11 protein-coding genes are annotated in these 12909 nt (G+C 61.5%); 3 read left to right on the top strand and 8 right to left on the bottom strand.

What is annotated here, in order from left to right; all coding sequences use genetic code 11:
- Positions 1-3 precede the first annotated feature (3 nt).
- The 5 genes from Q0367_RS06445 to Q0367_RS06425 all read right to left on the bottom strand — a co-directional run bounded on the left by Q0367_RS06445 (position 4) and on the right by Q0367_RS06425 (position 5817).
- Positions 4-1494: a flippase gene (locus Q0367_RS06445; RefSeq protein ID WP_298981272.1), complete on the bottom strand. Its 1491-nt coding sequence runs from the start codon at positions 1492-1494 to the stop codon at positions 4-6.
- The gene (locus Q0367_RS06440; protein ID WP_298981271.1) at positions 1448-2782 is read right to left on the bottom strand and encodes a glycosyltransferase family 4 protein; all 1335 of its coding nucleotides are present in this window, start codon (positions 2780-2782) and stop codon (positions 1448-1450) included. The genes Q0367_RS06445 and Q0367_RS06440 overlap by 47 nt, the downstream gene beginning before the upstream one ends.
- 426 nt (positions 2783-3208) lie before the next feature.
- Positions 3209-4201, bottom strand: a complete 993-nt coding sequence (locus Q0367_RS06435; RefSeq protein WP_297634986.1) for a metallophosphoesterase — start codon at positions 4199-4201, stop codon at positions 3209-3211.
- 24 nt (positions 4202-4225) lie between these two features.
- Positions 4226-5158 carry a cyclopropane-fatty-acyl-phospholipid synthase family protein gene (locus tag Q0367_RS06430; protein WP_297634559.1) on the bottom strand — a complete coding sequence of 311 codons (933 nt, stop codon included), beginning with the start codon at positions 5156-5158 and terminating at the stop codon, positions 4226-4228.
- A 419-nt stretch (positions 5159-5577) separates the two neighbouring features.
- Positions 5578-5817, bottom strand: coding sequence for a hypothetical protein (locus Q0367_RS06425; protein WP_297634562.1), 240 nt, complete (start codon positions 5815-5817; stop codon positions 5578-5580).
- Positions 5818-5971: 154 nt separating this feature from the next.
- On the opposite strand from Q0367_RS06425, the gene Q0367_RS06420 reads away from it, so the two are divergent.
- On the top strand, positions 5972-7108 hold the full coding sequence (locus tag Q0367_RS06420; protein ID WP_297634565.1) for an MGDG synthase family glycosyltransferase: 1137 nt from the start codon (positions 5972-5974) through the stop codon (positions 7106-7108).
- A 45-nt stretch (positions 7109-7153) separates the two neighbouring features.
- Here the strand turns inward: Q0367_RS06420 and Q0367_RS06415 are convergent, their stop codons facing one another.
- From Q0367_RS06415 to Q0367_RS06405, 3 genes are all read right to left on the bottom strand, one after another.
- Positions 7154-7912 carry a DUF6062 family protein gene (locus Q0367_RS06415; protein WP_297634568.1) on the bottom strand — a complete coding sequence of 253 codons (759 nt, stop codon included), beginning with the start codon at positions 7910-7912 and terminating at the stop codon, positions 7154-7156.
- 12 nt (positions 7913-7924) lie between these two features.
- Positions 7925-9634 (bottom strand): ribonuclease J, encoded by a 1710-nt coding sequence (locus Q0367_RS06410; RefSeq protein WP_298981270.1) that lies wholly within the window; start codon positions 9632-9634, stop codon positions 7925-7927.
- 132 nt (positions 9635-9766) lie between these two features.
- Complete coding sequence (locus Q0367_RS06405) at positions 9767-10441, bottom strand: uracil-DNA glycosylase (RefSeq protein ID WP_297634574.1); 675 nt, start codon at positions 10439-10441, stop codon at positions 9767-9769.
- Between the two features lie 196 nt (positions 10442-10637).
- Here Q0367_RS06405 and Q0367_RS06400 point away from each other — a divergent pair, with 196 nt between their 5' ends.
- Positions 10638-11384, top strand: a complete 747-nt coding sequence (locus tag Q0367_RS06400) for a response regulator transcription factor (protein ID WP_297634577.1) — start codon at positions 10638-10640, stop codon at positions 11382-11384.
- Complete coding sequence (locus Q0367_RS06395; protein WP_297634579.1) at positions 11381-12907, top strand: cell wall metabolism sensor histidine kinase WalK; 1527 nt, start codon at positions 11381-11383, stop codon at positions 12905-12907. Before Q0367_RS06400 ends, Q0367_RS06395 begins: the two co-directional genes overlap by 4 nt.
- Positions 12908-12909: the final 2 nt, after the last annotated feature.

Genomic DNA, 12909 nt, shown 5'->3' with positions numbered 1-12909 from the left:
TGGCTAGTTCGCCTGCCGACGGCGCAGGCCCAGCACCAACTCAAACTCTGGCCTGCCGACCACCCCCAGAGCGAGTAACAGACCCAAATAGATCACTGCGCCGATCAGAACGTCGAGCGGGAGATAGAGCGCGCGCATCAGATAGACGACCACGCCCATCGTCGCCGCCGCCAAAACCGGTCGCCAGAGGGCGTAGCTCCAGTTTACATGGCGCAGCCTGGCGCGCAGCACCCATGCGTACTGAGAGAGCAGCACCGCCTCCGTCAGCACCGTCAGCAGCGCCGCCGCCGTCACGCCATAGATTGGAATCAGCAGCGCGTTCAAAGCCACATTGATAGTGGTGCTGACGGTGATCGCCCAGGCCACGCGACGCTCCGCTCCACTCACCACGATTACATATCCCAAGAACTCGGTGACGAACATGAATGGCGCCACCCAGATCAGGATCGACAGCGGCAGCACCGCCCCTGCGTATTTGCCGCCGTAGAGAAAGCCGATGATCTCCGGCGCCAGCGCCCAGCCGCCGAAGGCAATGGGCAGGGCAATCATGAGCAGATAGCGCAACATGCGTTCGTGGATGGCGGGCAAAGTCTCCGGATGCGTCACCGACTGGCGCGCAAGCGAAGGATAGAGGGCGGTGTTGACTACATTCGAGATCACCAGCACCGAAAAGATGAGGTTATACGCTGAGTTGTAATAGCCGGTCACGACGTCGCCGGCGTAAATGTTGAGCAGAATGGTGTCGAACTTGTAGGACAGCCCCAACGTGAAGCCGATGATGCCAAAGGGAATGCTGGCGCGCAGCAACGGCAGCCACCAGGAAGGGATCGGCATCGCCGGCCGCACGCCCAGTCGTCGCACCCCCTGCCAGCAGAGAATCGTCATCAATAGGATGCCGGCCAGGTTGGCGAAGATCAGCCCGTAGTAGCCGGTGGCGAAGAGCAGCGCCAGCGTCCCCAGCGCGACGAACGTGAGCTGATGCGCCACCTGCGCGCCCGCAGCGATGTCGATGCGTTCATGGCCGGCCAGGATCGCCTCGGCGGCGCCTTGCGCGCTGTAGATAACCAGCCCAATGGTGCCCAGCGCGACGCCAATGATCATCTCCATCGGCCGGCCGGTCAGCCAGGCAGTCGAGATGATGGCGACGGCGGCGCCCAGCGACAACAGAAAGCGCAACGCCAGCACGCTGCCGAAGAGCTTCTCGATCTCTTCTTTGCCGTCTGGCCGATCGCGCAGCCGCGCCACTTGACGCACCGTGTAGGGGCTGAGGCCCAAATCGGCGAAGAAGACGAAGACGGCGCCAAAGGCGAGCACCGCCGCATACTGACCGTAGACTTCAGCGCCCAGGCGGCGAATGACGAGCACCGTGAAAATAAACGAAACCACCTTGATGGTCATGTGCGCCGCCATGCCGAAGGCGGAATTACGCGCAACGATTCGGGAAAATCTAGATAGCGTGGGGCGCTCTGTGGCCGACGATTCGGGCAGTCTCATAGATGCTCAACAATTGGTGCATTTCCTCTTCGATAGTGCGAATAGAACGCATGCGCGCTCCTTGTTGCAACCGGGTCCTGAGTGCAGGCTCATCCAGAATGCGCTGCAAGACTCTGGCCAGATCGGCGGCGTCGCCCATGCGAAAATGCAGGCCGTCCTCGCCATGGTTGACCAGCTCCGCCATGCCTCCCCGATCGGCGGTGACGACGGGCGCATGCGCTGCGTACGCCTCCAGGATAGCCAAAGGACAATTCTCGTACCAGATGGAGGGAACCACCACAAAGTCCAGGGCGTCCAAAATCTCGGGCAGCCTGTCGTTGCTGAAGCGACCATGAAAGACAACGCGCGGATCCTCTCCCGCTTTCTGTTGCAGCGAGGTCACATAGGCTGGGTTTCCTCCGTCGCCCCCCCAGATGTGCAGTTCGATTTTCTGTTCTCGCTCGCGCAGAGATTGAAACGCTTCGACCAAAAGATGCACGCCTTTGTGAGGGGCGACCTGGCCCACATATCCGAAGCGCACCACAGGGCCAGCGCCTCGCTCTGTGCGGCTGCGAAATCGTTCAACGTCGATGCCGGTGCGGCAGAAGACAAGACGCTCGGGGTCGACGCGCTCCGCAAAAAGGCTGGCCATAAATTGCGACAGCGCCACCACCTGCGCCACGGCGTCCAGCGCCGCCTGCAGCCGCTTGCGACGCAGCGCCATCCGCTCGCCGTCTGCGGGCCAGGGCAGCTTCGCCGCCATGGTGCGCACTTTCGGCCACCGCCCCAGTCGTTGATACGGTTCGTAACTCCATAGACGGCAACGCGCACATTCCAGCGGGTTTTGCGGCGGCGCAGCACAGAGTCCGCCGTCGCTGCGCTGCAATGTATGTTGTGGGCACAGATACCAGTAGTCGTGGAGCGTCAAGACAACCGGCACGCCTGTGCGCTGCGCAGCAAAGATCGGCGCCGCGCCGATCAGATAGCCGGCCTGAAAATGCGCTAAGTCGGGACGTTGACGCTGAAAGTAGCGTTCAAACCATTCGCCGAGCAGAGGGTTGTCGAATTCCCACAATTCACGCTGCGGCGCCTTGAGCAAATTGAAGCTGAGCCGCCAGACCGGAATCCCCTGGTGGTGGTCGTGCGTCGCCTCGAGTTTCGTCGCGTCTCCGCTCTCAATGTCTTCAATGGCGACGACTTCCACCTCGTGGCCGTGCGCCTGAAGCCATTTCGCCAGCCGATAGGTGTACAGCTCGGCGCCCGCAGAGTAGCGTGGCGGGAAATGATGCACAGGCAGAACAATTTTCATGTGCATACTCTACCACATGAACGCCTCGAAAGCGCTTACACGCGCCTGACAAAATCTCCGAGATGAGATGGCTCGAACACAGGGTTTTGGTAATGACCAGCTGTAGCGCAGCCTTGATTCATCCAAAGCCTGAGGGTGGTATGCCAGAAGCTGCGGCTTGCAGCCGCAGCTACGGTGAATCCAGAGAATCTACGATGCTCCTCTTCTCCCCCTCTCCCAGCCTTGGGAGAGGGGGCCGGGGGGTGAGGGCTTTCCCCCAGCTTTTGGGATTGAGCAAATCGGCGGCGATGATGGAAGGTGCGGCCCGTAACCGTGCGTTCTCGATAGACCGCAAGGTTTTGGGTGATTCAAGAAAATACAGCTACGAGTTGCGCCTCTCCGGCCATGTCATGAACCACGAAGCCACAAAGACGCAAAGCATAAAACCTACACAGGCTGCAATGTGAAGACTGTGATCTCCGGCGGGCAGTTGAGCCGGTATGGGATCGGCCAGCAGCCCAACCCCCGGTTGGTGTAGACGTAGCGCTCGCCGATGCGACGCAGTCCAATCGGATAGCGCTGGCCGTACTCGGGCACGATAGGCGCATAGGTGTAGAGACCGTCTGGCCCCGGTGTCAGCCGCGGCAGCCGCACCTGCCCGCCGTGCGTGTGTCCGCTGAACTGCGCCGCCACCGGCGCCTCGCGACGCAAGACATTGTCGAAATAATCGGGAGAGTGGGACATAAGCAGAATGACGGCGCGCGCCGGCGCATTGCGCAGCGCGGCGCCCAAATCGGGGCGCCCACCCCAGAGATCCTCGACGCCCGCCAACCACAGCCCATCCTCCACCGCGACGCCCTCGTTGCGCAAGAGCCGCACGCCCGCCTCGCGCAACATGCGCGCCACCGGCTCAAGCCCACCCCAATGGTCATGATTGCCGGCGGCGGCGACCATCGGAACCTCGACCAACCGCAGCGGCTCGATCAGGGAAAAGAGCGCCTCTTCGCGGCGACGCAAACGCAGCGTCCGGTCCCGCTCCCGCACGGTGGCGAAGTCGCCGGTCAACATCAACAAATCGACGCCCAGTCGATTGACGCGTTGAAAGGCTTCAGCCGCCTGCTCTGGGGTGAAATATTCGCCGACGTGGACATCCGAAATCTGGGCGATGCGCTTGCCCGCCAGACGCTCCGGCAGGTGCGCAAGGGTCAGCGTGATCTCGTCGATCTGAATGCGCGCCGGCTCGACAAAGCGCGCATAGCCCGTTCCCAGCATGCCCGTGCTGAGCAGCCCGCCGATCATCCACATGAACGAGCGCCGTGAAATGAGCCGTGGACGAGCAAAGCTCTCGAAATCCCGCTCGTAGGCAAGCTCCAGATGCTTCTCCAACTCGTCCTGCGCCGCAGCCTTCGCCTCGCTCCAAATGCGCGCTTCGCGTCTCATCACGATTGAACCTCTTTTGCCGTGTTATTTTGCGTCATAACGTCGGAAGGCCAGATACACGTTCCACTCCGCCGCATCGTACAGCGGAAGGCCATCCCAGGCGGGATAGACAGAGACCGCCGCAAAGCCCGCTTGCTCCAGCATCGTCTTCATTTCCTCTACTGCATAGGTCTGGTCGCAAAGCAGAATTTCGTCGAGCTGTCCACTTTCCAGATGAAGGGTGTAGTAGCGCTCCATCGACAGCGCCGCCTCCTCGTCCCAGAAGCGTTCACCCAGGCTGAGGAAAGGCGCGTCGCCCCACAATCCTGTGTCGTCGGTGAACCACCACGTGCTGTGCGTCTTGTCCACCTTCTCCTGATCGAGCAGCTCGATGCATGCAACCCCGCCCGGCCGCAACGCCTCCGCCATTCGACGCAAAAGCGACGCCGCCTCTTCCCGCGGAAAGACGGCGAGTTGGCCGTACAGAAAAAGCGCAGCGTCAAACGCGCCGGGCTCAAGTGCAACTGAGCGCACGTCGCTCTCGATGAAGGTGCATCGTTCGGCTACGCCCTGGCGGGCGGCAAGCTCGCGCGCATAGCGAATCGAGGCCGGCGCAAAATCGACGCCCGTCACGCAACAGCCCCGTTCGGCCAGAGGGACGGCGTAGAGTCCGGGGCCGCAGGTCAGGTCGAGCACGCGACTGCCTGGAGCCAGCGCCAGCCGCTGCCAGAGCCACTCGATCTGCAGGCTGCGCTCGGCGCTGTTGCGCGAGGCTGCGCCATGCGATTCATCCAGGTGCTCCCGGAGCATGCGCTCTGAGAAGGCCGGGTCGTTCCAGGGCAGATTGCCGCCGCCGTCCCATGCGGTCGGTCGCTCCGGTCGGCGATAGATGCGCCAGAGCGCCTCGACCAGACGCCGGGCCGTCTCTGAGGAAGAAAGGCTGAAAGGATGAGAGAGTTTTGGCAGTGTCTGCGTCATTTCATCATTATATACATTCCGCACATTCCGCCGATTGCCGGTGGGAGCGCGGTGCGCTGAAGAAAAAGTACATCAAAGGCGCGGGGTTTTCCATAAAAGCCTCTGCGCGCTCTCGTCCCGGCGACGAAATTTCATCATACAGGAACCGATTGTAATTCATTCAAAGAAGGGAAATATTGTAGGCGCTGCTCGTAGCAGCGCTTCCTTAAACCGCCCCAAAGCTTGCGCTCCATCGGGACGTGCGGCTGCGAGCCGCACCTACGGGAAAACGGCGTTGCGATCCATCGAGGATGTGCGGCTGCGAGCCGCACCTACGGGAAAACGGCGTTGTTGCATAGGCGCGGCTCGTAGCAGCGCTTCCTTGAATTGCTGCATGAGTGGGATGTCACACCCGAAACGGTGACCTGCGGAAGCCAGCGTCAGGGGTCAATGCGGGACGGCGCTCCATACAAATCTGCAAAAACTTCAGGCGAAGGAGGGGGCGCAAGGCGCAGCTCTCCTGCCGGAAGATCGGCTTCGGTCAGATTCAGGTTGCGATTCACCCACTGCGCAGCGATGGAGAGCAGAATCAGGGCGACCAGTAAAATGATCAGCTCAATGTCAACGGTGCGTCTTCGCCTGTTCATCTGAGTGTTCCGATTCACAATCGTTTCAGCCATCTTCGCCTCTTCAGTGTATAACCCGAGCGTTGATCGAACGTTGACGCCTACAAGGTGATAGATGGCGTATAATGCACAGAATGAACGCTGCGGACGGGATCGCCGTTCCATTCCGCGGATTGTCGTCTCATCGTCTACCAGAAAGGCGTACTGTATGGCGCGCATCCTTATTTTTTATTCCCCGTTCGGGTCGGGCCACCTGAGCGCATCGAAGTCATTGGCTGCTGCGTTTCGTCATCTGGACCCGCAGCATATCGTGGTGGTGGAGGATATTTTCGAGCATATCGCCCAGCCGCTGCGCAGCGCCGTCTCGACGCTGTACGAACGGTTGAGCGAGCGGGCGCCGCTGCTCTATGAAATTTACTACGAATCGACCGACGTCGATGAGCTTTCCTTCGCCATGACCTCTAACATGCTCACCGACGCCCTCTACACCCCATTCCTGCACGGACTGGCGAAATTTATTGAGCGCACCAAACCCGACGCCATCGTCTGCACTCAACAGTTTCCGCTGGCGGCGGTGAGCTTTCTTAAGCAACAAGGGCGCATTCGCCAACCGATCTTCGTCGTCGTCACCGACTACATGGTTCACGCCTCCTGGATTGCGCCCGAGGTGGAGGGATACTTCGTCGCCCATCCGCAGACCGGATACGTGTTGCAGCGCCGCGGGGTTCCCGCCGAGCGAGTTCACGTGACAGGCATTCCCGTCCGCCTGGAGATGTTGACACCTAAAACGCCGGAGGAGATGCGCAGAGCGCGCGATCTGCCGTTGGACCGTCCTGTGATCGCCATCTTCGGCGGCGGGATCGAACCGAAACGAGTGCGGCTGCTCCTTGAGCGCATGTTGGAAGAGGCGGACAAGCCATCCTGCGCCGTGGTGGTGGCCGGCCGCAACCGGGAGCTGGCGGCCTCGTTGGAAGATCTGCAAAGCGGACCGCAGATGGAGCTGCGCAAGGTGGGGTTGATCGATTACGTCGACGATCTGATCGTGGCGAGCGACGTGGTGATCAGCAAGTCCGGGGGACTGATCGTCAGCGAGGTGTTGGCGCGCAACACGCCGATGATCATAATTGACCCTATTCCTGGTCAAGAAGAATGGAACGCCGATTTCGTCGTGGCGGCCGGCGCAGGCATGCAGTTGCGCATGCCGGAAATCGTACCTACGGCCACACTTTCGTTGCTGGATGAGCCAGAGCGTCTGCGACAGATGGCGATGCAAGCCGCCAAGATGGGACGGCCGCGAGCGGCGCTCGATATCGCCGAGATCATTCTGAACCGCATCGCGTCATGAAAGCGTGGTGAAAGTGCAAGCTGCTCTCCAGCGCCGTAAATGCAGCTATCCGGTCTGGGTGAGCCCTCCCCGAGAGGACGTCGCAGCAGGCTGCGGCCCCGAGGTCAACGCCATGGCTCGCTCCCAGGAATCTCGCTCCACGCCGAACGTTTCCCCGCGGAAGCGATGGTCGTTCTTGCGGATGAATTCGGCCAGCTCCGCATGCAACGTCTCCCAGATCGCAAGTTGCGTCTCAATCAGGGGACGTCGCAGCGCAGGCTGGGAGGTCGCAGCAAGCAGCGCGCCAAAATGGGCGAGACAGAGCCCCGAAGACGCCCGATAATGGCTCAGAAAATCCTCCGAGCGTTTCATGGCGGCAAGCACCGTGGCGCACAGGTGGCCTTCAATTTCAGCGGCGTTCACACAGACCGGACACGGCTGTTGCGGCTGAAGCGTCCGCACGACGCGGTCCTCATCGCCAGGGTTTCCTCCCCAGAACGACTTCATCTGCTTCCAGAACGAACGCTTTTCGGCGACGGCGGCCGTCCGGACGGCGTTCGCCACTGCGTCCACCACGTCTTTGTAGATAATGGCGGCGCTGAGCGCAGCGCCTGGCCGCACAAGCAGCCAGGCGTGATCTCGGCAAAACCCTCTCGCTGCGCTCACCTCGCGCCGCAGCCTCGGATCGTTGACGCTCTCCCATAGAAAGGCGTCCAGATATCGCTCGGCGGCGCGCTGCTGAAGCTTGCAGAAGGCGCAGCCGGGCGTCGCCATCGCCTCGACGATGTCGTCGTAGTAGGGAATGTATTTCGCCGGTCTGGACATCTTCTGCTCTGCCTACACTTCGATCACGATCGGCAGGATCATCGGCCTGCGCCCGATCTCTCGCGCAGCGAAAGCGCCGAGCGCATCCTTGATCTTGTTCTCCAGCACCGCGATCGGCGCCTTTTTCTTAAGCACTTTGGAGACGGCTTCTTCCGCGCGGCGAATCAGATCCTCCTGCTCTCGCATATACACAAAGCCGCGGCTGACAATTTCTGGGCCGTAAATGATCTCGCCGTCGAACTCGTCGATGGCGACGATGCAGACAATAAAACCTTCCTGGCTCAACTGACGGCGATCGCGCAGGACAACGTTGCCGATGTCGCCCACGCCCAGGCCGTCGACGTACACATGGCCGGCCTCCAGCTTCTCTCCGCGCCGCGCCTCGATCTCGCCGGAATCGGAAAAATCGCCGAACTCGACGGTTTCCCCGTCTTCGATGACAAAAATGTGATCCTTGGGCAATCCCCAGCGTTCGGCCAGACGCGCATGCAGAACGAGGTGTCGATACTCGCCGTGCACCGGGATGAAGTATTTGGGTCGCGTCAGGTCCAACATATGCCAGTAGTCATCCTGGCCGCCGTGACCGCTGACGTGCACGTTGCCCAGCTCATGATAGAGCACATTGACGCCCTGGCGGAAGAGGTTGTCCACCGTGCGGTTGAACAATTCTTCGTTGCCCGGGATGGGCACAGCGCTGAGGATCACCGTGTCGCCCTCGCGCAGCGTGAGCTGGCGATGCTCCCCCATGCTCATGCGCACCATGGCGCTGGTCGGCTCGCCCTGGCTGCCCGTGGCGACGATGGCGACCTCCCGGCCCGGAAGCGACTCCATCTCGCCGGCCGTGAGGAGATCGTCCTCCTTGATGTCCAGGTAGCCGAGCTTGATAGCGATGCGCACGTTGTTAACCATGCTGCGCCCCACCACGCCCAGACGCCGCCCGTGTCGGCGCGCCACGTTGATCATCTGCTGCACTCGCCCCAGGTTGGAGGCGAAGGTGGCCATCAGCACGCGACCCTCCGCCTGGCTCATCACCTCCTCCAGCATTTGCTCCACAGTCGCCTCGCTGGCGGTGGAGCCTTTGCGCTCGGCGTTGGTGCTGTCCGCCAGCAGAAGCAGGACGCCCTCATCGCCCCATTTTTTCAGCTTATGCTCCTCGGTGGGGCGACCGTCCGCCGGCGTTGGGTCAAAGCGATAGTCGCTGGTGGCAATGACGCGACCGGCCGGCGTCTTCACGGCAACGCCGACGCTGTCGGGAAAGCTGTGGGTCGTATGGAAAAATTCCACCGTGAACGGCGACAGATCCAGGACATCATCCGCCGTGATCGTGTGTAGGTCCACCTCGTTGATCAGCTTCTGCTCGCGGAGCTTCACCTCCAACAGGCCCTGCGTCAGCGCCGTGGCGTAGACCGGCGCACGCAATCCCTGTTCAATGAAATAAGGCAGCGCGCCGATGTGATCCTCATGTCCGTGCGTCAGCACGATGCCGCGCACCTTGTCCATGCGCTCCATCACATAGGAGGCGTCGGGAATCACGATGTCGATGCCGTGCATTTCGCTGGTGGGAAACATCAGGCCGGCGTCGATGATCAGCAGACTCCCGTCGGACTCCAGCACCATCATGTTCTTGCCGATCTCGCCTAGCCCTCCCAGGGGGACGACGCGCAACAGGGGTGCAGCCTGCGCGGCTGCAGTGGACTCTTGTATCAATTCCTGTGTTGTCATGTTGTTCTCAAAGGCTCCTTATCCTCTGATGATGTGGAAAAAATTCTCTCAACCTAATACGAAACAGGCTCTCAGCACGCGAGCCTGTGTGCGTCAAATCCATTCGAGCGACGGCTCAGCATTTCCCCTCGCTCAGCATTTTCCATCGCCGATTGCGTCAATTTGCAGCGTTTCTGGCGACACCGTCTCGCCGCGCTGCGCCGCTGCGCGCACGCGCTCGACCAGCGCCGGCAAGCGAGCCATGTCCTGCTCGAAGGCGACCCGCCACTGTGGGTTGCGCAACGCTGCAGCCGGGTGAAACATCGCCACGACCACGCGCCCATCTTCAGTCACGCGTGTGCGACCATGAAGCCGCGTAATGGAGCCTTCCGGGAACCAGCGCCGCATGCTGAGACGTCCAAGGGTCACAATGATGCGCGGACGAATGATTTCAATCTGGCGCAGGAGATACCCTTCACATGCGGCCAGCTCATCGGGCAGGGGATCGCGGTTGCCGGGCGGGCGACACTTGACGATGTTGGTGATGTACACCTCGCTGCGCGCCACGCCGCACCGGGCGAGCACTTCGGTCAAATATTGACCACTGCGCCCTACGAAGGGGCGACCCGATCGGTCTTCCTCAGCGCCGGGCGCCTCGCCGATAAACAGAACCGTGGCGTTGAGGTTGCCTTCGCCCGGAACGGCGTGCGTGCGCCCTTGCGCCAACAAACAACGCTGACAGGTCGCAACTTCCTCCTCAAGACGGCGCAACGCCCGCAGGCGCTCATTTTCTTTCGATGCGTTCCCAGGCGTTGTCACCGCAGACATAAAGATTTCCTTTCGCTGCCCTGCATCGATTGCGGCTCCGTGCGCCTGGTGAACGACTTGAACATATCAACCGACGATTATACCATCACCCTGCAATAAGAACAGAATGAAATCGAGACGAAGTTACATTTTTTTTACAATGACCCCGCTTTGCCCTTACACTTTTTTGTAAGAATTGAGGAGAAAGGAAGCGTGCATGACCGTCACCGTTCTGGTCGTCGACGATGAGTCGAACATCGTTGAGTTGAATCGCATGTATCTGGAAAACGCCGGCTATCGGGTCATCACGGCGCGCACCGGCGCCGAAGCGCTGGCGCGCATCGAAAACGACCATCCAGACCTGGTGGTGCTCGACCTGATGTTGCCCGGAACCGACGGCTGGACCGTCTGTCGCGAAGTGCGCCGCAAGAGCCAGATTCCCATCATCATGCTGACGGCGCGCACCGAGGACATCGACCGCATCCTGGGGCTGGAGTTGGGGGCAGACGATTATGTCACCAAACCGTACAACCCGCGCGAGCTGGTGGCGCGCGTGCGCGCAGTCCTGCGCCGCACTCACCCCTCCAACGAAGCAGAGGAAGCCGCTGCGCCGCTGCGCCTCGGCAACGTCACGTTGGACCCGGCGCGACGCACCGTCCTGGTCAACGATGAGCCGGTCAACCTGCGCACCAAAGAATTCGATCTGCTGCACTACCTGATGGAAAATCCCGGCATTGTGCTGACGCGGGAGCGCCTGCTCAGCCATGTGTGGGGATATGACTACGCCGGCGAGACGCGCACCGTCGACGTCCATATCGCCGCCTTGCGTCGCGAGCTGCGCAACAGCAACGTGTCGCTCGAAACCGTGTGGGGCGTCGGCTACAAAATTGTCGGGCCATCTTCTGGAGAGGACAAAGAACCTCGCGCCGTCGAGGAAGCAGACGACGAGGTGGAAAAGAGGTGAACCGTTTGTTCAACACGTTGCAGAAACGCCTCTTTCTCACACACATGCTGGTGGCGCTGGCCGTGCTCCTGCTGGCGTCATTGATTTTGCTTGCGCTGCAGGCGCCGCTGCGCACAGAGGCCATGTTGCGCCGCATGAGCGAGGGGCTGCAACCCACCGTCACGCTGGCGCGCAACAATTTCGCCACGCTGCTGCTCACCGGCGACAGCGAAGCGGAGGAGCGTTTCTTCAACTACCTCCGCAGCCAGGCCGCCGCCCAGGATGTGCGCATTCTGCTCGTCGTGGAGCCTGAGGGAACCATTGTCTTCGACTCTGAGGAGCGCCTGCAAGGAGAACGCTGGCAGCCTGCAGAAGCGCAGGCCTTTGAACCGCCCCTGCGACGCATGCGCGGCGCTGCGATGAATTTCTCCGGCCAGGTCACCCGCGGCGTGGTCGCACTCGAGAACGCAAACTGGCATTATGTCTCGACGCTGCTCTTGCCCGTGCGCAGGAACGATCTCATGCTGGTGATGTTGAAGCAGCAGCCGCCTCCCTTGCGCGCCCTCGTGGAACCGATCACGGAGCTCCCGCAGGGATTGTTGGTGGGCGGGCTGTTGACCCTGGCCGCCGCCATCTTTCTGCTCAGCCGGTGGACGGCGAGCGCGGTCACGCGCGGCCTGGCGCCGTTGATGGCCGGCACACGCGCCCTGGCCGATGGCGACCTGAGTTATCGCGTCGACGTCAGCCGCGTCTCGCTGGCCGAGGTGCACGCGCTGGCGACCAGCTTCAACCAGATGGCCGACCGGGTTCAACAGACGCAGCAGGCGCAGCGCGACTTCGTCGCCAACGTCAGCCACGACCTCAAGACGCCGCTCACGAGCATCCTGGGCTACAGCCAGGCGCTGCTAGATGGCGCAGCCGCCACGCCCGAGGCGCAGCAACGCGCCGCACTTGTCATTCACCAGGAGGCGCAGCGACTCGGCCATCTGGTGGAAGAAGTGATCGACCTGGCGCGCTTGGAGGGCGGTCAGCTCCACCTTCATTGGCAATCCGTCGATCCGAACGAAATCGGCGCAGAGATGGTGGAAAGTTTTCGACCACAGGCTGAAGTTGCGCAGATCGCGCTGGAGTGGAAGCCCTCGCCTTCCTGCCCTCCAATCACGGCGGACGCGTCGCGATTGCGCCGTGCGCTGGCGAACCTGCTCGACAACGCCATCAAACACACTCCCGCCGGTGGACGCGTCCTGCTCGCCGTGGAGCACCTGGCAAACTCCCGAGAGGTGCAGTTCAGCGTCCGAGACAACGGCCCGGGCATCCCCGAGGCGGAGCGCGAACGCATCTGGGAGCGCTTTTATCGTCTCGACCGTGCGCGCACCGCCGGCGGTTCTGGGCTGGGCCTCGCCATTGTAAAAGAAATCGTCGAGGCGCACGGCGGGACGGTCGGCGTGGAGAATCTCGACGACGGCTCGCGTTTCTGGATTCGACTTCCTTGCAGCGAGATGAAGGCCTCGTCTACGCAAGAAGGCAAAGCGCAAAGAACATAACC

Origin of the sequence: uncultured Caldilinea sp. (assembly GCF_937128415.1) — a bacterium.
Lineage (GTDB): Bacteria > Chloroflexota > Anaerolineae > Caldilineales > Caldilineaceae > Caldilinea.
Note: the sequence above shows the minus strand (reverse complement) of the source record. Positions and strands in the feature narration are given on the sequence as shown.

Bases quoted from the DNA above. Each gene is read 5' to 3' on its own strand.
- Q0367_RS06445 (WP_298981272.1), bottom strand. From the start codon at position 1,494: ATGAGACTGCCCGAATCGTCGGCCACAGAGCGCCCCACGCTATCTAGA.
- Q0367_RS06440 (WP_298981271.1), bottom strand. From the start codon at position 2,782: ATGAAAATTGTTCTGCCTGTGCATCATTTCCCGCCACGCTACTCTGCG.
- Q0367_RS06435 (WP_297634986.1), bottom strand. From the start codon at position 4,201: ATGAGACGCGAAGCGCGCATTTGGAGCGAGGCGAAGGCTGCGGCGCAG.
- Q0367_RS06430 (WP_297634559.1), bottom strand. From the start codon at position 5,158: ATGACGCAGACACTGCCAAAACTCTCTCATCCTTTCAGCCTTTCTTCC.
- Q0367_RS06425 (WP_297634562.1), bottom strand. From the start codon at position 5,817: ATGGCTGAAACGATTGTGAATCGGAACACTCAGATGAACAGGCGAAGA.
- Q0367_RS06420 (WP_297634565.1), top strand. From the start codon at position 5,972: ATGGCGCGCATCCTTATTTTTTATTCCCCGTTCGGGTCGGGCCACCTG.
- Q0367_RS06415 (WP_297634568.1), bottom strand. From the start codon at position 7,912: ATGTCCAGACCGGCGAAATACATTCCCTACTACGACGACATCGTCGAG.
- Q0367_RS06410 (WP_298981270.1), bottom strand. From the start codon at position 9,634: ATGACAACACAGGAATTGATACAAGAGTCCACTGCAGCCGCGCAGGCT.
- Q0367_RS06405 (WP_297634574.1), bottom strand. From the start codon at position 10,441: ATGTCTGCGGTGACAACGCCTGGGAACGCATCGAAAGAAAATGAGCGC.
- Q0367_RS06400 (WP_297634577.1), top strand. From the start codon at position 10,638: ATGACCGTCACCGTTCTGGTCGTCGACGATGAGTCGAACATCGTTGAG.